Source organism: Streptomyces auratus, from assembly GCF_050433025.1.
Lineage (GTDB): Bacteria > Actinomycetota > Actinomycetes > Streptomycetales > Streptomycetaceae > Streptomyces > Streptomyces sioyaensis.
The window spans coordinates 2,082,002-2,104,033 of the sequence record NZ_JBNGCB010000001.1; the positions used below are offsets into that span (position 1 = coordinate 2,082,002).

27 protein-coding genes are annotated in these 22,032 nt (G+C 73.1%); 3 read left to right on the forward strand and 24 right to left on the reverse strand.

Going from position 1 to position 22,032, the window contains the following annotated elements:
• Window positions 1–224: 224 nt before the first annotated feature.
• Window positions 225–956 (reverse strand): VIT1/CCC1 transporter family protein, encoded by a 732-nt coding sequence (locus BKA18_RS08880; RefSeq protein ID WP_006606214.1) that lies wholly within the window; start codon window positions 954–956, stop codon window positions 225–227.
• A gap of 589 nt (window positions 957–1,545) precedes the next feature.
• On the opposite strand from BKA18_RS08880, the gene BKA18_RS08885 reads away from it, so the two are divergent.
• Both BKA18_RS08885 and BKA18_RS08890 read left to right on the forward strand, forming a co-directional pair.
• Window positions 1,546–2,763, forward strand: coding sequence for an ADP-ribosylglycohydrolase family protein (locus BKA18_RS08885; RefSeq protein ID WP_429638387.1), 1,218 nt, complete (start codon window positions 1,546–1,548; stop codon window positions 2,761–2,763).
• Window positions 2,764–2,809: 46 nt separating this feature from the next.
• Window positions 2,810–4,066, forward strand: coding sequence for a CaiB/BaiF CoA transferase family protein (locus BKA18_RS08890; RefSeq protein ID WP_366046229.1), 1,257 nt, complete (start codon window positions 2,810–2,812; stop codon window positions 4,064–4,066).
• Between the two features lie 204 nt (window positions 4,067–4,270).
• On the opposite strand, the gene lgt is transcribed toward BKA18_RS08890, so the two are convergent.
• The 11 genes from lgt to hisI all read right to left on the reverse strand — a co-directional run bounded on the left by lgt (window position 4,271) and on the right by hisI (window position 13,819).
• Entirely contained in the window at window positions 4,271–5,332 is a 1,062-nt protein-coding gene (gene lgt / locus BKA18_RS08895) for a prolipoprotein diacylglyceryl transferase (RefSeq protein ID WP_366046230.1), read from the reverse strand.
• 155 nt (window positions 5,333–5,487) lie between these two features.
• The gene (locus tag BKA18_RS08900; protein WP_366046231.1) at window positions 5,488–6,462 is read right to left on the reverse strand and encodes a DsbA family protein; all 975 of its coding nucleotides are present in this window, start codon (window positions 6,460–6,462) and stop codon (window positions 5,488–5,490) included.
• A gap of 113 nt (window positions 6,463–6,575) precedes the next feature.
• On the reverse strand, window positions 6,576–7,394 hold the full coding sequence (gene trpA, locus BKA18_RS08905; protein WP_366046232.1) for a tryptophan synthase subunit alpha: 819 nt from the start codon (window positions 7,392–7,394) through the stop codon (window positions 6,576–6,578).
• Complete coding sequence (gene trpB / locus BKA18_RS08910; RefSeq protein ID WP_093482688.1) at window positions 7,391–8,677, reverse strand: tryptophan synthase subunit beta; 1,287 nt, start codon at window positions 8,675–8,677, stop codon at window positions 7,391–7,393. The genes trpA and trpB overlap by 4 nt, the downstream gene beginning before the upstream one ends.
• Before the next feature lie 177 nt (window positions 8,678–8,854).
• On the reverse strand, window positions 8,855–9,025 hold the full coding sequence (gene trpM / locus BKA18_RS08915; protein ID WP_368449594.1) for a tryptophan biosynthesis modulator TrpM: 171 nt from the start codon (window positions 9,023–9,025) through the stop codon (window positions 8,855–8,857).
• Between the two features lie 34 nt (window positions 9,026–9,059).
• Window positions 9,060–9,869, reverse strand: a complete 810-nt coding sequence (gene trpC, locus BKA18_RS08920) for an indole-3-glycerol phosphate synthase TrpC (protein ID WP_093482689.1) — start codon at window positions 9,867–9,869, stop codon at window positions 9,060–9,062.
• A 181-nt stretch (window positions 9,870–10,050) separates the two neighbouring features.
• Entirely contained in the window at window positions 10,051–10,518 is a 468-nt protein-coding gene (locus BKA18_RS08925) for a DUF2752 domain-containing protein (protein WP_366046233.1), read from the reverse strand.
• Between the two features lie 143 nt (window positions 10,519–10,661).
• Window positions 10,662–10,904 carry an HGxxPAAW family protein gene (locus BKA18_RS08930; RefSeq protein WP_006606204.1) on the reverse strand — a complete coding sequence of 81 codons (243 nt, stop codon included), beginning with the start codon at window positions 10,902–10,904 and terminating at the stop codon, window positions 10,662–10,664.
• 85 nt (window positions 10,905–10,989) lie between these two features.
• Complete coding sequence (locus BKA18_RS08935) at window positions 10,990–11,655, reverse strand: TIGR02234 family membrane protein (protein WP_366046234.1); 666 nt, start codon at window positions 11,653–11,655, stop codon at window positions 10,990–10,992.
• A 203-nt stretch (window positions 11,656–11,858) separates the two neighbouring features.
• Window positions 11,859–13,403: an anthranilate synthase component I gene (locus tag BKA18_RS08940; protein ID WP_366046235.1), complete on the reverse strand. Its 1,545-nt coding sequence runs from the start codon at window positions 13,401–13,403 to the stop codon at window positions 11,859–11,861.
• A gap of 11 nt (window positions 13,404–13,414) precedes the next feature.
• Window positions 13,415–13,819, reverse strand: a complete 405-nt coding sequence (hisI, locus tag BKA18_RS08945) for a phosphoribosyl-AMP cyclohydrolase (protein WP_366046236.1) — start codon at window positions 13,817–13,819, stop codon at window positions 13,415–13,417.
• 32 nt (window positions 13,820–13,851) lie between these two features.
• On the opposite strand from hisI, the gene BKA18_RS08950 reads away from it, so the two are divergent.
• Complete coding sequence (locus BKA18_RS08950) at window positions 13,852–13,995, forward strand: hypothetical protein (RefSeq protein WP_167551469.1); 144 nt, start codon at window positions 13,852–13,854, stop codon at window positions 13,993–13,995.
• Window positions 13,996–14,081: 86 nt separating this feature from the next.
• Here the strand turns inward: BKA18_RS08950 and BKA18_RS08955 are convergent, their stop codons facing one another.
• The 12 genes from BKA18_RS08955 to hisD all read right to left on the reverse strand — a co-directional run bounded on the left by BKA18_RS08955 (window position 14,082) and on the right by hisD (window position 21,893).
• Complete coding sequence (locus BKA18_RS08955) at window positions 14,082–14,714, reverse strand: TIGR03085 family metal-binding protein (protein WP_006606200.1); 633 nt, start codon at window positions 14,712–14,714, stop codon at window positions 14,082–14,084.
• 215 nt (window positions 14,715–14,929) lie between these two features.
• Window positions 14,930–15,520 (reverse strand): nitrile hydratase subunit alpha, encoded by a 591-nt coding sequence (locus tag BKA18_RS08960; RefSeq protein ID WP_366046237.1) that lies wholly within the window; start codon window positions 15,518–15,520, stop codon window positions 14,930–14,932.
• Window positions 15,517–15,804, reverse strand: a complete 288-nt coding sequence (locus BKA18_RS08965) for an SH3-like domain-containing protein (protein WP_366046238.1) — start codon at window positions 15,802–15,804, stop codon at window positions 15,517–15,519. Before BKA18_RS08965 ends, BKA18_RS08960 begins: the two co-directional genes overlap by 4 nt.
• On the reverse strand, window positions 15,794–16,063 hold the full coding sequence (locus BKA18_RS08970) for a hypothetical protein (protein WP_359362312.1): 270 nt from the start codon (window positions 16,061–16,063) through the stop codon (window positions 15,794–15,796). Before BKA18_RS08970 ends, BKA18_RS08965 begins: the two co-directional genes overlap by 11 nt.
• Before the next feature lie 61 nt (window positions 16,064–16,124).
• Complete coding sequence (hisF, locus tag BKA18_RS08975; RefSeq protein ID WP_006606192.1) at window positions 16,125–16,889, reverse strand: imidazole glycerol phosphate synthase subunit HisF; 765 nt, start codon at window positions 16,887–16,889, stop codon at window positions 16,125–16,127.
• Window positions 16,886–17,293 carry a Rid family hydrolase gene (locus BKA18_RS08980; protein ID WP_366046239.1) on the reverse strand — a complete coding sequence of 136 codons (408 nt, stop codon included), beginning with the start codon at window positions 17,291–17,293 and terminating at the stop codon, window positions 16,886–16,888. Before BKA18_RS08980 ends, hisF begins: the two co-directional genes overlap by 4 nt.
• Window positions 17,294–17,314: 21 nt before the next feature.
• Window positions 17,315–18,037 carry a bifunctional 1-(5-phosphoribosyl)-5-((5-phosphoribosylamino)methylideneamino)imidazole-4-carboxamide isomerase/phosphoribosylanthranilate isomerase PriA gene (priA, locus tag BKA18_RS08985; RefSeq protein WP_366046273.1) on the reverse strand — a complete coding sequence of 241 codons (723 nt, stop codon included), beginning with the start codon at window positions 18,035–18,037 and terminating at the stop codon, window positions 17,315–17,317.
• An 8-nt stretch (window positions 18,038–18,045) separates the two neighbouring features.
• On the reverse strand, window positions 18,046–18,702 hold the full coding sequence (gene hisH, locus BKA18_RS08990; protein WP_366046240.1) for an imidazole glycerol phosphate synthase subunit HisH: 657 nt from the start codon (window positions 18,700–18,702) through the stop codon (window positions 18,046–18,048).
• Window positions 18,693–18,857, reverse strand: a complete 165-nt coding sequence (locus tag BKA18_RS08995; protein ID WP_006606188.1) for a hypothetical protein — start codon at window positions 18,855–18,857, stop codon at window positions 18,693–18,695. The genes hisH and BKA18_RS08995 overlap by 10 nt, the downstream gene beginning before the upstream one ends.
• Window positions 18,854–19,447, reverse strand: coding sequence for an imidazoleglycerol-phosphate dehydratase HisB (gene hisB / locus BKA18_RS09000; RefSeq protein ID WP_030085936.1), 594 nt, complete (start codon window positions 19,445–19,447; stop codon window positions 18,854–18,856). The genes BKA18_RS08995 and hisB overlap by 4 nt, the downstream gene beginning before the upstream one ends.
• Window positions 19,444–20,562 (reverse strand): histidinol-phosphate transaminase, encoded by a 1,119-nt coding sequence (locus BKA18_RS09005; RefSeq protein ID WP_366046274.1) that lies wholly within the window; start codon window positions 20,560–20,562, stop codon window positions 19,444–19,446. Before BKA18_RS09005 ends, hisB begins: the two co-directional genes overlap by 4 nt.
• Before the next feature lie 8 nt (window positions 20,563–20,570).
• Window positions 20,571–21,893: a histidinol dehydrogenase gene (hisD, locus tag BKA18_RS09010; RefSeq protein ID WP_366046241.1), complete on the reverse strand. Its 1,323-nt coding sequence runs from the start codon at window positions 21,891–21,893 to the stop codon at window positions 20,571–20,573.
• Window positions 21,894–22,032 lie beyond the last annotated feature (139 nt).

Below are 22,032 nucleotides of genomic sequence, written 5' to 3' on the forward strand. Positions count from 1 at the left end.
CGTGCAGGTTACAGGATGGGCCGCTTCTCGAAAGTCGAAAAGAGGCTTCCAACATGCGGACACCGCGGGTGCGGTGGGTCAGGACGCGGACGGAATCTGGAGCCGTCCCACAGGGCGGCGTTCGGCGAGCGACATTGCCCGCGACGCCTGGGCCTTATGCCCCGTCGTCATCGATTCGAAACCGCTGGGTAATGCGGTAATTATGCAGTCACTCGCATGACACGTCACCCTACGACGGTCCCGAACAGTGCGCCCAGGGCGTACGTCACACCCGCCGCGGCGCCGCCGAGGGCCAGCTGACGCAGCCCGCTGAACCACCAGGAACGCGCCGTCACCCGGGCCACGACCGCCCCGCAGGCGAAGAGTCCGACCAGGGCGAGCAGCACCGCGGGCCAGATCGCGGAAGCCCCCAACAAGTAAGGAAGGACAGGCAGCAGCGCGCCCAGCGCAAAAGATCCGAAGGAGGAAATGGCGGCGACGGCGGGCGAAGGAAGGTCCGACGGGTCGATGCCCAGTTCCTCGCGGGCGTGGATCTCCAGGGCCTGCTCGGGGTCCGAGGAGAGCTGTTCGGCGACCTGCCGGGCGAGCGCCGGCTCGACGCCCCGCGACACATAGAGGGCCGCCAATTCATCCAGCTCGTCCTTCGGGTGCGTGCGCAGCTCGGCCCGCTCGACCGCCAGCTCGGCCTGGACCAGCTCCCGCTGCGAGGCGACCGAGGTGTACTCCCCCGCGGCCATCGAGAAGGCGCCGGCCGCGAGGCCCGCAAGGCCCGTGATGATGATCGTCTGCTGCGAGAGCGCGCCGCCGGCGACACCCGTCATCAGGGCGAGGTTCGAGACCAGCCCGTCCATCGCACCGAAGACGGCGGGGCGCAGCCAGCCGCCGTTCACATCGCGGTGGGTGTGGTTGTCGCGGTGCGCCACGTGCGTCGGCGCCGCGGCATCCATGATCTCCATGACGGACATATCGGTACCTACTCCCTGGAGCGAGGTGTGGGCCGATGGCGGCACTTCCCCCTTCAACGCCTCGAATTTATGCGCCCATTACCCTCCGCCGCTAGCAAGGAAGGCCGAACTTACCGCTCTGACCTGCGGTTTTTCTCCGAGGTCGGCGGTGAGATCCGGGTCACACGCCCGTAGGCGGCCCCGCGGGACCGGCCCCGCGGCACCGTCCGGGGGGAGTCGACCGGGTGACCGTGGCGCCCGGGAGAGGAGAGCCGGGCCGACGCGTGGCACGGATGAAGCGCAGCGGTCCGACGCCCGCCGGGCGCCGTCCGGCCGGCTCGACGAGGCCCCGACCGGCCCGGGCCCCGTCGCGCCGGCCGGGCCCCGTCGCGCCGGCCCGGCCGCTCGCCCGTACGGAGCCGACCGCCCCCGACGCCAGCGGGGCGGCGGTCCCGGCGGCACATGCGGACGCCGTCCTCGGCGCCCGCTCGCCCCTCTCCCCCACCGTGGAAGGACTCCCCCGCACATGACCTACGCAAGCGAGCAGACCCCGACCGCGCCGGACGCCCCCGGCCGGCGGGCCGCCGGGGCCAGGGCGGTCATGCCGTCCGTGCAGCCGGCGCCGGTGAGTCCGCCGGCTGCCGCCCCCGTCCCGCCGTCCCTGGAGGACCGGGCGACCGGCGCACTGGTCGGGGCGGCGGTCGGGGACGCGCTCGGCGGGCCCGTGGAGGGCTGGTCGCCGGAGGAGATCGCGAAGCGGCACGGCGGCCGGGTCGAGGGCATCGTCGGACCGTTCCACGACGACTGGCGCACCGCCCGGCCGATCGCGCCGTACCACAAGGGCGACGGGCACGTCACCGACGACACCCTGATGACGCATGCGCTGGTCAGGGTCTACGAGACGGTGCGCGATCACCTCGACGCCTATGACATCGCCGACCATCTGGTGCCGGATCTGATCGACACCCCGCGCTGGATCCCGGAGCTGGAGGCCGAGGCGCTGCCACTGCAACGGATCTTCCTCGCCGAGAAGTGGATCGTGGCGCGGCTGCACTACGGGCATGCGGACCCGCGGGAGGCGGGCGTGGGGAACATCGTCAACTGTGGTGCGGCGATGTACATGGCACCGGTCGGCGTGGTCAACGCCGGCAACCCGGACCGGGCGTACGCCGAGGCGCTGGACATCGCCGGTGCCCATCAGTCCTCGTACGGGCGGGAGGCGGCGGGGGTGTTCGCCGCGGCCGTGGCCGCCGCGTTCGTCCCGGACGCCACCCCGTCCTCCGTCCTCGTCCAAGCGCTGCGGCTGGCCAAGGACGGCACCCGCGCCGCGATCGAGGCGGTCTGTGAGGCCGCGTCGTCGCTGACCGACCCCGTGTCGGCGCCGGCGCCGCTGCGCGCGGCCGTCGCCCCCTTCGACACGGTGGGCCCGGACTACCGCAACCCCTCGCTCGGCGCCCGCCGCCCCTCCCGGCTGCACGCCGTCGAGGAGCTCCCCATCGCCCTGGGCATGCTGCTGATCGGCGGCGGCGACTTCCGCAGCACGGTGCTCGGCGCGGTCAACTACGGGCGCGACTCCGACTCGATCGCCACGATGAGCGGTGCGCTGGTCGGCGCCCTGCGCGGGGCGTCGGCGGTGCCGGCCGAGTGGAGCGAGGAGGTCGCCCGCGCCAGCCGCCTCGATCTGCAGGCGCCCGGGGCCACGCTGGCCACCGTCGCCCGGGAGATCTTCACCCGCGACCGGTCCCGCGCCCGCACCCACGAGCAGGCCTTCACCGCGATCTCGGCCATCCCCGCGATGACGGAGGCGGGCGGGCGGTGACCGCCACCGCCGCCCCCACCCCCGACCCACCGGAGGCCTCCGCACCATGACCGACCCCTCCCCCTCCGGTACGGCCGAGCCCGCCGCGGGCGGCCGTACCTCCCCGCAGCCTCCCGCCTTCGGCCCGCTCACCGGGCTGCGGGTGCTCGATCTCGCCACGCTGTTCGCCGGTCCGCTCGCCGCCACCCTGCTGGGCGACTTCGGCGCCGAGGTGATCAAGGTCGAGCATCCGCACCGGCCCGATCCCTCGCGCGGCCACGGCCCTTCCAAGGACGGCATCGGGCTGTGGTGGAAGCTGTTGGGCCGCAACAAGAAGGCCATGACGCTGGATCTGTCCCACCCGGGCGGCCGGGACGTGCTGCTGCGGCTCGCCGCCGGGGCGGATGCCGTGATCGAGAACTTCCGGCCCGGGACCCTGGAGCGCTGGGGCCTGGGCTGGGACGAGCTGTCCGCCGTCAACCCGCGGCTGGTGCTGGCCCGGGTCACCGGCTTCGGCCAGTTCGGCCCGTACGCCCGCCGGCCCGGGTTCGGCACGCTCGCGGAGGCGATGAGCGGCTTCGCGGCGATGACCGGCGAGCCGGACGGTCCGCCCACCCTGCCGCCGTTCGGTCTCGCGGACGCGATCGCGGCGCTCGGCACCTCCTACGCCGTGATGGCCGCGCTGCACGCCCGGACGGCCTCCGGCCGCGGCCAGGTCATCGACATGGCGCTCATCGAACCGATGCTGACCGTCCTCGGCCCGCAGCCGCTCTGGTACGACCAGCTCGGCCATGTCCAGCCGCGGACCGGCAACCGCTCGGCCAACGTCGCGCCGCGCAACACCTACCGCACCGCCGACGGCTCCTGGGTGGCGGTCTCCACGTCGGCCGAGTCGGTCGCCGAGCGGGTGATGCGGCTGGTCGGGCGGCCCGAGGTGATCGCGGAGCCCTGGTTCGCGACCGGCGCGGGACGGGCTGCGCACGCCGATGAGCTGGATGCGCCGGTCGCCGACTGGATCGCCCGGCACGACCGGGCCGAGGTGATGGCCGCCTTCGAGAAGGCCGAGGCGGCCGTGGCGCCGATCTACGACATCCGCGAGGTGATGACGGATCCGCAGTACCAGGCGCTGGGCTCGATCACCGAGGTCCCGGACGACGAGCTGGGCACGGTCCGGATGCAGAACGTCCTCTTCCGGCTCTCCGAGACGCCGGGCGCCATCCGATGGGCGGGCCGCCCGCACGGCGCGGACACCGACGAGGTGCTGACCTCCCTCGGGCTGACCGGCCCCGAGATCGCCGGGCTGCGCGCGGCGGGCGCGCTGTGAGGCCGGGCCCGCCAATGCCTCGGCGGGCTCCCGTACCCAAGCCGCTGACCTGGCTCTACGTCCCCGGGGACCGCCCGGAGGTGGCGGGGCCCCGGCGGGAGCTGGACCTGGCCACCCGCCGCAGCTGACCGGGACCGGACAGCACAGCGCCGGGCGGTCCCGAGATGTTCGGGACCGCCCGGCGCCGTGCTCTCGTGCGTCGCCTCAGGCCTTCTTGGTGCTGCCGCTTCCGGCGGGCTTGGCGGCTTCCTCGGCGGACTCCTCCGCCGGGTCCTCGCCCTTCGCGTCGCCGGCCGCGTCCGTCGCGGACCCGGTGGCGGCCTTGTTCCCGGAGTCCGTCTCGCCGTCGTCGGACGCCGCCTCCGGGGACGGCTTCTCGACGGACACCTTGCCGCCGTCGACGCCGTCCCGAGCGCCCTCGTCGCCGTCTTCCCCCTCGGCGAGCTGTGCCCCCGGCTCGACGACCGCTTCCCGGCCGGGCGCCTTCTTGGCCGAGATCACCAGGTAGGCGATGGCCAGGACGCCGACGATCAGGGCGGTCCAGACGTTCAGCCGCAGGCCCAGGATGTGGTGCGCCTCGTCGACGCGCATGTACTCGATCCAGGCGCGGCCCGCGCAGTAGGCGGCGACATACAGCGCGAAGGCCCGCCCGTGGCCGAGCCGGAAGCGCTTGTCCGCCCAGATGACCAGCGCGGCGACGCCCAGGCACCACAGGCACTCGTAGAGGAAGGTCGGGTGGTAGGTGCCGCCGATCCGTCCGATGGCCGGGTCGGAGCTGATCTTCAGCGCCCACGGGAGATCGGTCGGCTTGCCGTACAGCTCCTGGTTGAACCAGTTGCCCCAGCGGCCGATCGCCTGCCCGATGGCCAGACCGGGCGCCAGCGCATCGGCGTACGCGGGGAGCGGGATGCCGCGCCGGCGGCAGCCGATCCAGGCGCCCACCGCGCCGAGCGCGACCGCACCCCAGATCCCCAGGCCGCCCTGCCACACCTTGAAGGCGTCGATCGGGTGGCCGTTCGGGCCGAAGTACGGCTCGTACGTCGTGATGACGTGGTAGAGGCGGCCGCCGACCAGCCCGAAGGGCACGGCCCACACGGCGATGTCCGCGACGGTTCCGGAGCGGCCGCCGCGCTGCACCCAGCGCTTGTTGCCGAGCCAGACACCGACGAAGACGCCGATGATGATGCAGAATGCGTAGCCGCGCAGCGGGACCGGGCCGAGGTAGACGACTCCGGTCGACGGGCTGGGAATGAATGCGAGGTCCATGGCAGGGACGACGCTACCGCGCCGGGCGGGGTCGACGACAACTTCCACCCGGCTACGGCTGCGTAACGACCCGCCGTCCCGGACGATGACGCTGGGTGTCCGGGCCGCCGACCTCGGTAGGCCGAGGCCCCCGCGGAGCCCTCCGCCCAGGACGATTAGGACGACGGCGCGAGGCCCGCTCCGCTCTGCGGCTCCCGGGGCGCGGTGCTCCGGCCGTGGGGCTGCCGCTCCTGGGACGGGACGCCCGGGATGCCGGTGTGCCGGTGGTGTGGCGCGGCGCTGTGGCGGCCCGCCTGCTTGCCGGGGTGGGGCGAGGTGCTCGGGTGCGGCGGGAGGCCCTTCCCGGGCTGCTTGCCCTTGTTGGCGTCCTGCACCATCTTCTTGAGGTCCGCCGGGGTGAACCGGCCGCCCTTCTCCTGCGCGAGGTCCTTGCCGTTGAGCAGGACGGTCGGGGTGCCGCGGTAGCCGGAGGTGGCGAAGGCGTCGTTGGACTTCTGCGCGAAGCGGTTGTACCTGCCGTCGTTGACGCAGGCGGTGAAGGCGGGGGTCACCAACCCCTTGACCTTGCCGGCCAGCTGGAGGAGGTACTTCTTGTCGGCGAACTTGTCCTGCGTCTCGGGCGGCTGGTTCGCGTAGAGGACGTCGTGGTAGTCGCGGAACCTGCCCGCGTCCTGCGCGCACAGGGCGGCGTTGGCGGCGTTGAGGGATCCCTTGCCGCCGGAGTTGCCGTCGATGATCGTGACGAGGTGGTACTCGTTCTTGAGCTGGCCGGAGTCGACCAGCTCATGGACGACCGGGCGGAAGCCGGTCTCGAACTGCTGGCAGGCGGGGCAGCGGAAGTCCTCCCACACCGTGAGTGTGGAGGGGGCGCCGACCGCGCCCACCGGGACGGCGGGCCGTTTGCCGCCGCTCGCCTGCTTCGGGACCGCGATCTGGTTGCCGCTCTTGCTGCCGTTGTCGCCGGCCGACGACGCCCAGACGGCGATGCCGCCGGCGATCGCCAGCACCACCACCACCGATCCGGCGACGATGCCCTGTCGGCGGCGCCGGGCGCGCGTCTTCTCCTTTTCCCGCTGTTCCTGGAGTCGCTCGCGGGCGGTTCTCTTACCCTCATGGTTCTTCTGGCTCACGCCCCTGGACAACGAAGCGGAGGGGTGACCCTGCACCCCTCCGCACCGATGTTCGCCCTATCGAGGGACAGCGCGCCGGGCCGACGTGGACGTCCGCCCGACGCGCCCCACTCCTAGGAACGCTTGCGCACGCCCTCGGCCAGCTCGCCCGCCAGGGCACGGATCCCGGCGAGGCCGGCCGCCAGGTCCCCGTCCGAGGCCAGCAGCCGCTTGACGAAGGCCGAACCGACGATCACGCCGTCCGCGAACTGCGCCACCTCGGCGGCCTGCTCGGCGTTGGAGACACCGAGGCCGACGCAGACCGGCAGGGCGGTCGTCGCCTTGGTGCGCCGGACGAGGTCCTGCGCCTGGGCGCCCACCGACTCGCGGGTGCCGGTGACGCCCATCAGCGAGGCGGCGTAGACGAAGCCGGAACCCGCCGCCGTGATCTCGGCGAGCCGGGCGTCCTTGCTGCTGGGGGCGACGACGAAGACGGTCGCCAGACCATGCTTGCCGGCGTGCTCGCGCCAGGTCGCGGACTCCTGGACCGGCAGGTCGGGCAGGATGCACCCCGCGCCGCCCGCCTCGGCGAGCTCGGCGGTGAAGCGCTCGATGCCGTAGCGGTCGATGGGGTTCCAGTACGTCATGACCAGGACGGGCTTGCCGGTGGCCCGGTGTGCCTCGCGCACGGTCCGCAGCACGTCGGCGATCTTCACGCCGCCGCGCAGGGCGATGTCGTCGGCGGTCTGGATGACCGGCCCGTCGAGGACCGGGTCGCTGTGCGGGAGCCCGATCTCCACGACGTCCGCGCCGCCGTCGAAGACGGCCTTGGCGGCCTCGATACCGCCGTCGACGGTCGGGAACCCGGCGGGCAGGTAGGCGATGAGCGCGGACCGGCCCTCAGCCCGGGCGACGGCGAGGGTGTCGCTCAACAGCTGGATGTTTCCGCTCACTTGGCGTCCCCTTCGATCTCCGCGCCGGCGGTGTCGGTGTCCGCCTCCACGGCGGCGTCGGTGTCGTACAGGCCGAAGTAGCGGGCGGCGGTGTCCATGTCCTTGTCGCCCCGCCCGGACAGGTTGACCACGATCAGCCCGTCCGGGCCGAGCTCCCGGCCGACCTCCAGCGCCCCGGCGAGGGCGTGGGCGCTCTCGATGGCCGGGATGATGCCCTCGGTCTGCGAGAGCAGGCGCAGCGCCTGCATCGCGGCGTCGTCGGTGACGGCGCGGTACTCGCCGCGGCCGCTGTCCTTGAGGTAGGCGTGCTCGGGCCCGATGCCGGGGTAGTCCAGACCGGCCGAGATGGAGTACGGCTCGGTGATCTGGCCCTCCTCGTCCTGGAGGACGTAGCTGCGGGAGCCGTGCAGGATGCCCGGTTCGCCGGCGGTCAGCGTGGCGGCGTGCTCACCGGTCTCGATGCCGTGGCCGGCGGGTTCGCAGCCGATGAGCCGGACCCCGGCGTCCGGCAGGAAGGCGTGGAAGAGGCCGATGGCGTTGGAGCCGCCGCCGACGCAGGCCACGGCCGCGTCGGGCAGGCGGCCGGCGCGCTGGAGGATCTGGCGGCGGGCCTCGACGCCGATGACGCGGTGGAAGTCGCGCACCATCGCGGGGAACGGGTGCGGGCCGGCGACGGTCCCGAAGAGGTAGTGGGTGTGGTCGACGTTGGCGACCCAGTCGCGGAAGGCCTCGTTGATGGCGTCCTTGAGCGTGCGGCTGCCGGACTTCACGGCGATGACCTCGGCGCCGAGCATCCGCATCCGGGCGACGTTGAGGGCCTGGCGCCGGGTGTCGATCTCGCCCATGTAGATGGTGCAGTCGAGGCCGAAGAGGGCACAGGCGGTGGCGGTGGCGACGCCGTGCTGGCCGGCGCCGGTCTCGGCGATGACCCGGGTCTTGCCCATCCGCCGGGTGAGCAGCGCCTGGCCCAGCACGTTGTTGATCTTGTGTGAGCCGGTGTGGTTGAGGTCCTCGCGCTTGAGGAACACGCGGGCCCCGCCGGCCTGTTCGGCGAACCGCGGCACCTCGGTGAGCGCGCTGGGGCGGCCGGTGTAGTTGACCAGCAGATCGTCGAGTTCGGCCGCGAACGCGGGGTCCGCCTTGGCCTTCTCGTACTCGGCGGCGACCTCGTCGACCGCGGCGACCAGCGCCTCGGGGATGAATTTGCCGCCGAAGGCACCGAAGTAGCCCTCGGCGCTGGGGACTTGGCCCTCGGGGTCGGGAAGGAAGAATTCGGAGGACATCTGACGCACTCCTAGACCGGGGCACTCGCCCCGGAGGTCCGGTTCATCGGGAAGTGAGCATGACGGAAGGCGGCGCGCTGTAGGGGTCGCTGCCGCCGCGGAGCCGGCGGGGCCGGTACCGCGGAGGTACGGACGCGATGCCTGGGGGCATCGCGGCGCCGACACGGGGCCGGCGCGTCAGCGCGCGGGCCCCCGTCGCCATCGCCGGCCGTTGATCTGTCCCGGCTCGGACCCGATGTGGTACCTGACCCGGCGCCCGTGCACCCGCCGCGCGGGGGCGCGGCAGCCGCGGTGCCATGAGGGCAGCGCGGAGCATTTGGCCTCGGGGCGGCGGGGGGCGGCGGTCATGTCGGGGTGGGCGTCCTGTCCTGGGGGCGGGCGCTCAGGACCGGCCGTGCCGGATCGCCGGGTGGGAGCCCGCGGCGACCAGGTCGGCGACCGAGGTCCTGGGGTCCTTGCCGGTGACCAGCGACTCGCCGACCAGCACCGCGTCCGCGCCGTCGTTGGCGTAAGCGATCAGGTCGTGCGGTCCGCGGACACCGGACTCGGCGATCTTGACGATGTGGTCGGGGATCTCGGGGGCGACCCGGGCGAAGTTGCCGCGGTCGACCTCCAGGGTCTTGAGGTTGCGGGCGTTGACGCCGATGATCTTGGCGCCGGCGTCCACCGCGCGGGCGACCTCTTCCTCGTCGTGCACCTCGACCAGCGGCGTGAGCCCGATCGACTCGGCCCGCTCGATCAGCGAGACCAGCGCCTCCTGCTCCAGCGCGGAGACGATCAGCAGCGCGAGGTCGGCGCCGTAGGCCCGGGCCTCCCACAGCTGGTAGGCGGTGACGATGAAGTCCTTGCGCAGGACGGGGATGTCGACCTTGGCGCGGACGGCCTCCAGGTCGGCCAGCGAACCGCCGAACTTGCGCTGCTCGGTGAGGACGGAGATGACCGCCGCGCCGCCCGCCTCGTAGTCGGCGGCCAGGCCGGCCGGGTCGGCGATCGCGGCGAGCGCGCCCTTGGAGGGGCTGGAGCGCTTGACCTCGCAGATCACCGTCACGCTCTCGCCCTTGAGGGCCGCGACGCCGTCCTTCGCGGGGCGCGCCTTGCGGGCCCGCTCCTTGAGCTCGTCGAGAGTGACGCGGGCCTGCCGCTCCGCGAGGTCGGCGCGGACCCCGTCGATGATCTCGTCGAGCACACTCACGCGAGCGGCCTCCTTCTTGAGCGGGGGAGGTGGACAGTGACCCGTGGGGACGAGCCGTCCCACCCGGTCCTTCGATGGTATCCGCCATGGCATGCAGGTCTCGCATCCGGTGGACCGCAGTCCCACGACCTGGACATTTGCCGGTGACGGGGAGGTGTGCGGCCGCCTCGCCCGGCCGCGATCACGGGGCCAGCGCGCTGCCGGCGGGGAGGTTGCGGACGACGGTGAAGACCAGCAGCAGCCCGGCCAGTGCCCACCAGTGGACGGGCCGCGGCCTGGGGCCCGCCATCGGGCGGCCCCGCACCGCGCGGCCGAGCCAGACCGCCCAGAAGACCGCACAGGCGGCGTACCCGGCCACCGCGAGGACGTTGGCGCCCAGCGCCGCGGGGAGATCTCCGTGGGCGACGTCATGGGCGCTGCGCAGCCCGCCGCAGGCCGGGCAGTACAGGCCGGTCAGATGCAGCAGCGGGCACACGGGATAGTGGCCGGGCTGATGGGGATCGACGGCGCCGACGTACGCGAAGGCCGCGAGGGCGGCGGTCAGGGCGCCCAGGGGTGCCGCGAGACGGCGGGGCAGCGCGCGCCGGCGGGGGGCCGGGGGCGAGAGGTGCGCCACGGGATCGCTCACGTGCCGATTGTGCGGCGGCATGCGCGAAGGCGCAGCTTCTCGGCCGCCGTACGGAGCGGGCACGGACGGCGGGTACGGCACCACGGGTGCGTACGGGCCGGGAAGCGGCGCCTTCGAAGGGAACCGCGGGGGTGGCGCCGGGCGGGCGCCACGGGAGCGGGAGCTCAGCCCTCCTGCGGCTGGGCCTGCGCCGGGGCAGCGGGCTTGGCGCGGCGGGGCTCCTGGCCCATGCCGGCCGCACGCATCAGACCGCCGGCCACGGCACCGAGGCCGATCAGCACGATGCCGGCCCAGAAGCCGGGCACGTTCCCCAGCACGATGAAGGCTCCGGAGACGCAGAAGCCGATGAACGAGATGATGACGCCCGTCCAGGCGGCGGGGGTGTGTCCGTGGCCACTGCTCGACATGAATGCTCCTCGTTGCTCTGTCGCGCCGGGGTCGGGGCGCGGTGATCCTCGTCGCCCATTGTCACCGATGCCGGGCGGAGCACCTTTACCGGGTGGGGTCCTCACCGCGGTCCAGGGACTTCCAGATCTCCTCCGGACGGTCCAGATCCGGCGGGGCCGGAGCCCTGCGCGGGCCGCGGGCGCCACCGGGCGTGCGCTCGTACCGGCCCGACATCGCAGGCCAGTGGCGTCCGTACACCAGCGCCAGCAGCCCGGCGAGCAGCAGCAGCCCGCCGCCGGCCGCGGCCACCCACGGCCAGCCGGTGTGCGTGACGTGATGCACACCGGCGTCGGTCAGACCGACCGCGGTGGCGGCCTTCTCGCGCAGCGCGGAGGTGTCGGAGTTGCCCAGCACGGCGGCCACGGCGATGCCCGCGCCGCTGAGCGTGAGCAGGGCGGCGACCGCGATCCGGCCCACCCGGCGCACGGCGAAGACGGCGACCAGCGCGGCCAGGCCGACGACGGCCAGCGCGCCGGGCACCCCGGTCACATCGGCGCCGGTCACGCTGCGCGGCAGCGCGCCCTGGGCGAGCTCCGCGGAGCCCTTGGCCCAGATGCGGCCGGAGGCCAGCAGCGCCAGGCCCGCGCCGGCCGCGCCGGCCAGCAGGGCGAGGGCGAGACTGCGCGCGCTGCTGCGTGCGCGGGTGGCCGGCGCGGCGGCCGGCTCGCCCGTGGGCGGGGCGTCGGCAGGGGTCTGGGGTACGGCACTCACGCGCACCACTATCGCGCACCGGCCGACGGGGTCCGGTGCGCGGGGTGGGTGCGGGGGGTGCGGCCGGTCACTTTCCCAGGTGGTTGGCCGTGTGCACGGCGCGCAGCACCGCGGCCGCCTTGTTGGGCACTCCGGGCACCCCGCAGCGGGGTGGACCGGGGCAGGAGCCGTTGGTGGTCCCGCCCGGTGGCCCCCTCGGCGGTCTACTTCCCCAGGTGATTGGCCGTGTGCACGGCGCGCAGCACCGCGGCCGCCTTGTTGCGGCACTCGGTGTCCTCGGCCACCGGGTCGGAGTCGGCGACCACCCCGGCGCCCGCCTGGACGTAGGCGGTGGAGTCCCGGAGCAGGGCCGTACGGATCGCGATGGCGGTGTCGGAGTCGCCGGCGAAGTCGAGGTAGCCCACGCAGCCGCCGTACAGCCCGCGCCGGGTCGGCTCCAGCTCCTCGATGATCTGCAGGGCGCGCGGCTTGGGCGCCCCGGAGAGGGTGCCGGCCGGGAAGCAGGCGGTGAGCACGTCGAAGGCGCTGTGGCCCTCGGCCACCTGCCCGGTGACCGTGGAGACGATGTGCATCACATGGCTGTAGCGCTCGATGGACATGAAGTCGACGACCTCGACGCTGCCCGGCTCGCAGACCCGGCCCAGGTCGTTGCGGCCCAGGTCGACCAGCATCAGATGCTCGGCGCGCTCCTTGGGGTCGGCCATCAGCTCATCGGCCAGGGCCTGGTCCTCCTGGACGGATGAACCGCGCGGGCGGGTGCCGGCGATGGGGTGCACCGTGGCCCGGCCGCCCTCGACCTTGACCAGCGCCTCCGGGCTGGAGCCCACCACGTCGAAGGCGCCTTCCTCGGCGCCCTCGCCGCCCTCGAAGCGGAAGAGGTACATGTACGGGCTGGGGTTGGTGGCCCGCAGCACCCGGTAGACGTCCAGCGCGCTCGCCGTACACGGCGTCTCGAAGCGCTGGGAGGGCACGACCTGGAAGGCCTCACCGGCCCGGATGCGCTCCTTGATGTCCTCGACTGCGTCCTGGAAGGCGGGGCCGCCCCACTCGGCGGTGAACGGCGGGACCGCGGACGGCGGCATCGCGGCCGCGCTGGCGGGCGCGGGCCGCGCCAGGTCGTAGGCCATGGTGTCCAGGCGGGCCACGGCGTCCGCATAGGCCTCGTCGACACCGGTGTCGAGGTCGTTGTGGTTGATCGCGTTGGCGATCAGCAGGACCGTGCCGCTCCAGTGGTCGAGGACGGCGAGGTCGGAGGTGAGCAGCATGGTCAGCTCGGGCAGCCGGAGGTCGTCGGCGGTCTGCTCGCCGATCTTCTCCAGGCGGCGCACGATGTCGTAGCCGAGGTAGCCGACCATGCCGCCGGTGAACGGCGGCAGTCCCGCGCCCTCGATGAGGTCGCGGGGGGTGTGCAGCGCCTCGACGGTGGCGCGCAGCGCCTGGAGGGGGTCGCCACCGGTGGGGACGCCGACGGGCGGGGTGCCGAGCCAGTGCGCCTGCCCGTCGCGGGTGGTGAGGGTGGCGGCGCTGCGGACGCCGATGAAGGAGTAGCGCGACCACGTACGGCCGTTCTCGGCGGATTCCAGGAGGAAGGTGCCGGGGCGTTCCGCGGCGAGTTTGCGGTAGAGCCCGACCGGTGTGTCGCCGTCCGCGAGCAGGCGCCGGGTGACGGGGATGACCCGACGGTCCTTGGCGAGGGTGCGGAAGGTGTCGAGGTCCGGAGTGGCGGTGCCGGTGGTTCCCGTGGTCATGGCAGCGGAGCCTACTGGTCGGAGGTGGCCTCGGCAGCCAGGACGTCGGCGTCGAAGCAGGTGCGGTCGCCGGTGTGGCAGGCGGCGCCGACCTGATCGACCTTGATCAGGACGGTGTCGGCATCGCAGTCCAGCGCCACCGACTTGACGTGCTGGACGTGGCCGGAGGTGTCGCCCTTGACCCAGTACTCCTGGCGGCTGCGGGACCAGTACGTGCAGCGGCCGGTGGTCAGGGTGCGGTGCAGCGCCTCGTCGTCCATCCAGCCGAGCATCAGCACCTCGCCGGTGTCGTACTGCTGGGCGATGGCGGGGACCAGGCCGTCGGCGCCGCGCTTGAGGCGGGCGGCGATGGCCGGGTCGAGGGCGGAGGCGGCCGCGGGGGCCTGGCCGGGGGCGGTGGTGCGGCTGCGGGTCATGCGTCCATTGTGCCGTGCGGCATCCTGCAGACATGCATCCTCAGCAGCCGCCCGTGCCGCCACCGCCGCCGGACCCGGACCGTGCCGCGCGGGTGGCCGCGCGGGTGCTGGGGGCGGTGTGCGCGGCGGCGGTGGCGGTGGCCGTGGCGATCGTGGTCGTGGTGTTCCGGCGGTAGGACGGGTCCGCCCCGGCGGGCCGGAGCGGACCCCGCGACGGGACCGTGCGGACACGCCCCATCCGGCCGGAGCGGGACCGGGGCGGTCAGACCCCCAGCTTCGCCGCCAGCAGCCGGTCGATCGCCTCCTTGTCCCCGTCCAGTGCCACGTCGGCCGCCTCCTGCCGGCCGAAGGCGAACATGGTCAGCTCGCCCGGCTCGCCGACGACCGTGACCACCGGGGTGCCGCGATGGGCGACCGCCGTCCGCCCGTCCGGCCGCCGCAGCACCAGGCCCACCGGCGACTTGCGGCCCAGCACCCGGGCCATCCGCTCCAGCCGGGACCACAGGGCGTCCGCGAAGACGGGGTCGAGCTCCCGCGCGGACCAGTCCGGCTGCGCCCGCCGTACGTCCTCGGTGTGGACGTAGAACTCGACGGTGTTGGACGCCTCGTCGAGCTGCTTCAGCGCGAACGGCGACATCCTCGGCGGCCCGGTCCTGATCAGCTGGATCAGCTCCTCGTACGGCTTGGCGGCGAACTCCGCCTGCACCCGCTGGAGCCGTGCGGCCAGCGGCTTGACGAGGATCCCGCCGGCCGCGTCGGCGCGCCGTTCGCGCACCACCACGTGCGCGGCCAGTTCCCGCGCGCTCCAGTTCTCACACAGCGTCGGCGCCTCGGGGCCGGCGCTCTCCAACAGGTCGGCGAGAAGGAGCCGTTCACGCTTCGCATGGGTCGACATGCGGCCAGCCTACGACCGGCCCCGGGGCCCTGCCACGGGGCCGCGCCCGGCGATCGGCGGGTGACCGGCCCGGTCACCCGGCTGCCGGGCCGTCAGCAAGGGTGCTGGTCGGCCGTCATCAACTGTGGGCCACCGCCTGCCCAAGGGCATCGAGCTGTTCAGCATCACCACGATGAACCGCGAGTTCGTCCGGGCGGCGCGCAAGGGGCGCCGAATCAGACCGCGGCGGTCCCGATGAGTCCTTCGCGGGTGACGAGCGCGGCCAGCTCCGGCTCGCTGTATCCCGCGGTGCCGTCGGGCCGCCGGGGCAGGACCATGTAGCGGCTCTCCGCGCTGGAGTCCCACACGGTGATCGCGGTGTCGTCCGGCAGCACCAGCCCGAACTCGGCCAGCACGGCCCGCGGTTCGCGTACCACCCGCGAGCGGTAGGCCTCGCTCTTGTACCAGGACGGCGACGGCCCCAGCAGCCCGACCGGGTAGCAGGAACACAGCGTGCACACCAGGACGTGGTGCGTGGTGGCGGTGTTCTCGACGACCTTGAGCCGCTGCTCCTGGATTCCGCCCGCCATCGACAGCCCCACCTCGGGCAGCGCCGTATTCGCATCGGCCAGCAGCCGCTCCCGGAACCCCGCGTCGGTCCAGGCCCGCGCCGCGATCCGCGCCCCGTTGACCGGCGAGGCCCCCTGCAGCATCGCCGCAAGGGACGCATCCAGCTGCTCCTGGGCGACCACCCCGGCCTCGATCAGCCGCTCCTCCAGCCGCCGGACCCGCGCCGCCACCGGCGCACTCGTGTGCTCGCCGCTCATACCCCGTCCTCCGCTGCGCGCTCGATGTACGACTCCCAGAGGTCGACCGTGACCTCATGACCGCCCTCGCCCCACAGGTCGCCCGCGGTGAAGGCCACGGTGTAGACGGGCTCCACCCGGGGCTCGGCCACCCCTGCCGCCACCTCGTCGGCGAGCTCCCAGCTGCCCTGGCACTCGACGATCCGGCCCACCTGGCCGCGCACATAGCGCGGCGCCCGGGTGTGCCCCGCGGGGTCGCCGGCGCGCACCCGCACCCGCTCCCCCGCCCGGAATTCAGCCCGCATCGAGCAGCCCCCGCTCGGCCAGCAGCGTCTCGATCGCGAGCAGCCACCGCTCGTAGTACGACGTCGCCAGATACTGCTGCGGGGCCAGCCGCTCGACCGCGTCGCGGAACTCGTCGAGCCGGTACACCCCGTTCCGTACCAGCGTGGAGTTGAGCGCGAACACCCGCGCCTCCCAGTCGGCGTGGAACGGCGGCTCGTCCGCCTCGATCTCCAGCGCCCCGAACCCGGTCTGCCCGCCCACATCGTTGACACGGCTCATGGGCGGAGCCTACGCGTCAATGATCTTCGTGTCAGCAGCCTTCGGGTCGGCGGCCTGCGGGTCAGCGCACCGGGTGCCCCGCACTCCGGAGGGCGTCCTTGACCTGGCCGATGCGCAGGTCGCCGAAGTGGAAGACGGAGGCGGCGAGCACCGCGTCGGCGCCGGCCGCGACGGCCGGGGCGAAGTCCTCCAGCCGGCCGGCGCCGCCGGAGGCGATCACCGGGACGGTGACGTGCTTGCGGACCGCCTCGATCATCTCGACGTCGTAGCCGTCCTTGGTGCCGTCGGCGTCCATGGAGTTCAGCAGGATCTCGCCGGCGCCGAGGGCCGCGGCGCGGTGGGCCCATTCGACGGCGTCGATGCCGGTGCCGCGGCGGCCGCCGTGGGTGGTGACCTCGAATCCGGAGGGGGTGCCGGCGTCGGTACGCCGGGCGTCGACCGACAGCACCAGGACCTGGCTGCCGAAGCGCTCGGAGATCTCGCGGATCACGTCGGGCCGGGCGATGGCGGCGGTGTTGACGCCGACCTTGTCGGCGCCGGCCCGCAGCAGCTTGTCGACGTCGTCGGGGGTGCGCACGCCGCCGCCGACGGTGAGCGGGATGAAGACCTGCTCGGCGGTGCGGCGGACCACGTCATAGGTGGTCTCGCGGTTGCCGGAGGAGGCGGTGATGTCGAGGAAGGTCAGCTCGTCGGCGCCCTCGTCCCCGTAGATCTTCGCCATCTCGACGGGGTCGCCCGCGTCCCGCAGGTTCTGGAAGTTGACGCCCTTGACGACCCGGCCGTTGTCGACGTCCAGGCAAGGGATGACTCGGACCGCCAGGGTCATGTCTGTGGGGGCCTCTCTGCCAGTTCTCGGAATGCTTCTAGTTCTACTTCGACCAGGACGCGGGAGTCGACGAAGCCGGAGACCACGACCAGGGTCGCGACCGGCGGGGTGGCCTCGAACAGCTCCCGGTGGGCGCGGCCGGCCGCGTCCACGTCGCGGAGGTGGGTGAGGTACAGGCGGGTGCGCAGTACCGCGTCGGCGCCCAGGCCGAAGGGCTTGAGCGCGGCCAGCGCGTTGCTGAGGGCGGTCCGGGTCTGGACGTAGGGGTCGCCCTCACCCTGGAGCACGCCGTCGACCACGGGCATCGTGCCGGCGACCAGGACCCGGTCGCCGGCCGCCACGGCGCGTGCGAAGCCGATCTTGTCTTCCCAGGGGTTGTCGGTCCGTACGCGCTCGATGGTCATCACGCGGCCTTTCGTTCGCCGTTACGACACTGCTGCCAGCGCCTCTTCGAGGGTGAACGCCTTTGCATAGAGCGCCTTGCCGACGATCGCGCCCTCCACACCTTCGGGCACCAGTGTGGCGAGCGCGCGCAGGTCGTCGAGGGAGGAGACGCCGCCGGAGGCGACGACGGGGCGGTCGGTGGCCGCGCAGACGTTCCGCAGCAGCTCCAGGTTGGGGCCCTGGAGGGTGCCGTCCTTGTTGATGTCGGTGACGACGTAGCGGGCGCAGCCCTCGGCGTCGAGGCGGGCCAGCGTCTCGTAGAGGTCGCCGCCGTCGCGGGTCCAGCCGCGGCCGCGCAGCGTCGTACCGCGGACATCCAGGCCGACCGCGATCTGGTCGCCGTACTCGGCGATGATCTTGGCGACCCAGTCGGGGTTCTCCAGGGCGGCCGTGCCGATGTTGACGCGGGTGCAGCCGGTGGCCAGGGCGGCGGCCAGCGAGTCGTCGTCGCGGATACCGCCGGACAGCTCGACCTTGATGTCCATGGACCGGGCGACCTCGGCGATCTGCGCCCGGTTGTCGCCGGTGCCGAAGGCCGCGTCGAGGTCGACGAGGTGCAGCCATTCGGCGCCGGCCCGCTGCCAGGCGAGGGCCGCCTCCAGCGGGTCGCCGTAGGAGGTCTCGGAGCCGGACTCGCCGTGGACGAGGCGGACGGCCTGGCCGTCGCGGACGTCGACGGCGGGGAGGAGTTCGAGCTTCGGCATCAAGGGGCTCACAGGGTGTTGATCCAGTTGGTCAGGAGCTGGGCGCCGGCGTCGCCGGACTTCTCGGGGTGGAACTGGGTGGCCCACAGCGGGCCGTTCTCGACCGCGGCCACGAACCGCTCACCGTGGGTGGCCCAGGTGACCTTCGGCGCGGCGAGATGGGGGTTGCCGACCTCCAGCTCCCAGTCGTGCACCGCGTAGGAGTGCACGAAGTAGTAGCGGGCGTCGGCGGGCAGCCCGGCGAAGAGCCGCGAGTCGCCGGCGGCCTCGACGGTGTTCCAGCCCATGTGCGGCACGACGTCGGCCTTGAGCGGGCCGACCGTGCCGGGCCACTCGTCCAGGCCCTCGGTCTCGACGCCGTGCTCGATGCCGCGGCCGAAGAGGATCTGCATGCCGACGCAGATGCCCATGACGGGGCGCCCGCCGGCCAGCCGGCGGCCCACCAGCCAGTCACCGCGGGCCTCCTTCAGCCCGGCCATGCAGGCGGCGAACGCGCCGACGCCGGGGACCAGCAGCCCCTCGGCGTTCATCACCCGGTCGAAGTCCCGGGTGATCTCCACCTCGGCGCCGACGTGCGCCAGCGCGCGCTCGGCGGAGCGGACGTTGCCGAAGCCGTAGTCGAAGACGACGACCTTCTTGCGGGGTGCCGAGGCGGTCAATTCCATACCTCCAACCGGAGCACACCGGCGGCCAGGCACAGCGCCGAGCCGACGGACAACAGCACGATCAGGCTCTTGGGCAGCTGCTGCTTCCAGAAGGAGTAGACGCCGCCGAGAAGGAAGAGCCCGAGCAGGATGAAGACGGTGGAGAGGCCGCTCACAGCGCGCCCTTCGTGGACGGGATGATGCCGGCCGCCCGCGGGTCCCGCTCGCTGGCGTAGCGCAGCGCCCGGGCCAGCGCCTTGAACTGGCACTCCACGATGTGGTGGGCGTTGCGGCCGTACGGGACGTGGATGTGCAGCGCTATCTGGGCCTGGGCGACGAACGACTCGAAGATGTGTCGGGTCATGGTCGTGTCGTAGCTGCCGATCATCGGCGCCATGTTCTCCGGCTCGGTGTGCACCAGATACGGGCGGCCGGAGAGGTCGACGGTCACCTGGGCCAGCGACTCGTCCAGCGGGACGGTGCAGTTGCCGAAGCGGTAGATGCCGGACTTGTCGCCGAGGGCCTGCTTGAAGGCGGCACCCAGCGCGAGGGCGGTGTCCTCGATGGTGTGGTGGGTGTCGATGTGCAGATCGCCGTCGGTCTTGACCTTGAGGTCGAACAGGCCGTGCCGGCCGAGCTGGTCGAGCATGTGGTCGTAGAAGCCGACACCGGTCGATACCTCGACCTCGCCCCGGCCGTCGAGATCGATCTCGACGAGCACGGACGTTTCCTTCGTGGTGCGCTCCACGCGTCCTACGCGGGTCATCGCTTGCTCTCCTTCAGTACTGCACGAACCGCGTCGAGGAACGCGTCGTTCTCGGCCGGGGTGCCGGCGGTGACCCGCAGCCAGCCCGGTACGCCGTTGTCACGGACCAGCACGCCGTGGTCGAGGATCGCCTGCCAGGTGGCGTGCGCGTCGTCGAAGAGACCGAACTGCACGAAGTTGGCGTCGGAGTCGACGACCTGACAGCCGCTCGCCCGCAGCTCGGTGACCAGGCGGTCCCGCTCGGCCTTGAGCTGCTCGACGTACTTCAGCAGGGTGTCGGTGTGCTCCAGCGCGGCGAGCGCGGTGGCCTGGGTGACGGACGAGAGGTGGTACGGGAGCCGGACGAGCTGGACGGCGTCGACCACGGCGGGGTCGGCGGCCAGATAGCCCAGCCGGAGTCCGGCGGCACCGAACGCCTTGGACATGGTCCGGGAGACCACCAGATTCGGGCGGCCCTCGATCAGCGGCAGCAGCGAGGGGCGGTGGCTGAACTCGCCGTAGGCCTCGTCGACCACCACCAGGGCTCCGGCGCCGTCGGCCCGCGCCGCCTGCGCGGCGTCGTACAGCGCCAGCACCGTCTCCGCCTCGACGGCGGTGCCGGTGGGGTTGTTCGGCGAGCAGATGAAGACCACGTCGGGCCGCTGCCCGGCGATGGCCGCCCGCGCCGCCTCGACGTCGATGGTGAAGTCGGCGCGCCGCGGGCCGGAGATCCAGCCGGTGCCCGTGCCGCGGGAGATCAGCCCGTGCATGGAGTACGACGGCTCGAAGCCGAGGGCCGTGCGGCCGGGGCCACCGAAGGTCTGCAGCAGCTGCTGGATGACCTCGTTGGAGCCGTTGGCGGCCCAGATCTGCTCCCGGGTGACCGGGTGGCCGCCGGTGCCGGTGAGGTAGCGGGCCAGCGCCTCGCGCAGCTCGACCGCGTCCCGGTCGGGGTAGCGGTTGAGCTGCCGGGCGGCCTCGGTCACCCGCTCGGCGATCCGCCGGACCAGCGGTTCGGGCAGCGGGTAGGGGTTCTCGTTGGTGTTCAGGCGCACCGGGACGTCCAGCTGCGGCGCGCCGTAGGGGGACTTGCCGCGCAGCTCGTCCCGGATGGGGAGGTCGTCGATACGGGTCACGTGCCTGCTCACTTGCTCTGCGGGACCTTCCAGTCGAACCTGGCCTTCAGCGCGGCGCCATGGGCCGGGAGGTCCTCGGCCTCGGCGAGGGTCACCACATGGTGGGTGACCTCGGCCAGCGCGTCGCGCGAGTAGTCCACGACATGGATGCCGCGCAGGAAGGACTGCACGGACAGGCCGGAGGAGTGGCAGGCGCAGCCGCCGGTGGGCAGGACGTGGTTGGAGCCGGCGCAGTAGTCGCCGAGCGAGACCGGGGCGTACGGGCCGACGAAGATCGCGCCGGCGTTGCGGACCCGGGCGGCGACGGCGGAGGCGTCGGCGGTCTGGATCTCCAGGTGTTCGGCACCGTAGGCGTCCACGACCGTGAGGCCCTCGTCGATGCCGTCGACGAGGACGGTCGCGGACTGCCGGCCGCCCAGCGCCTCGGTGATCCGCTCGATGTGCTTGGTGGCGGCGACCTGCCGCTTGAGGGCCGCGTCGACGGCGTCGGCGAGCTCGGCGGAGTCGGTGACCAGCACGGCCGCGGCCAGGGTGTCGTGCTCGGCCTGGCTGATCAGGTCGGCGGCGACGTGCTCGGGGTCGGCGGTGGCGTCCGCGAGGACCGCGATCTCGGTGGGGCCGGCCTCGGCGTCGATGCCGATGCGGCCCTTGAGGAGGCGCTTGGCGGAGGCGACGTAGATGTTGCCGGGGCCCGTGACGAGGTTGACCGGCAGGCACTCCTCGGTGCCGTACGCGAACATCGCGATGGCCTGGGCGCCGCCGGCGGCGTAGACCTCGTCCACGCCGAGCAGGGCACAGGCGGCGAGGATGGTCGGGTGCGGCCGGCCGCCGAACTCCTTCTGCGGCGGGGAGGTGACGGCGATGCCGGTGACCCCGGCCTCCTGGGCCGGGACGACGTTCATGACGACGGAGGACGGGTAGACCGCCAGGCCGCCGGGGACGTAGAGCCCCACCCGCTCGACGGGCACCCAGCGTTCGGTGACCGTGCCGCCGGGGACGACCTTGGTCGTGACGTCGGTGCGGCGCTGTTCGCGGTGGACGATCCGGGCACGCCGGATGGACTCCTCCAGAGCGGCCCGCACGGCCGGGTCCAGCCCGTCGAGGGCCTCGCGCAGCGCCTGCGCGGGCACCCGTACGCGCGTGATCTCGACGCCGTCGAACCGCCGCGCATAATCGATCAGCGCCGCGGTGCCGCGATGGCGTACGTCCTCGCAGATGGGCCGCACCTTCTCCAGGGCGGCTTCCACGTCGAACTCGGCACGGGGCAGCAGATCGCGCAGGGCGCCGCCCTCGGGGAGGGCGTCACCGCGCAGGTCGATTCGGGAGATCACCCTCCCAGTGTCTCAGACCTGCTCCCGGGCCCGAGCGGCCGTATCACTCAGTGATACACAGCGGCGTACGCCGGGGACGCACCGTGACCCGGCCGTTCGAAGTTGACCGGAGTTGGCCCTGACCACGCGTGTTCAAGCA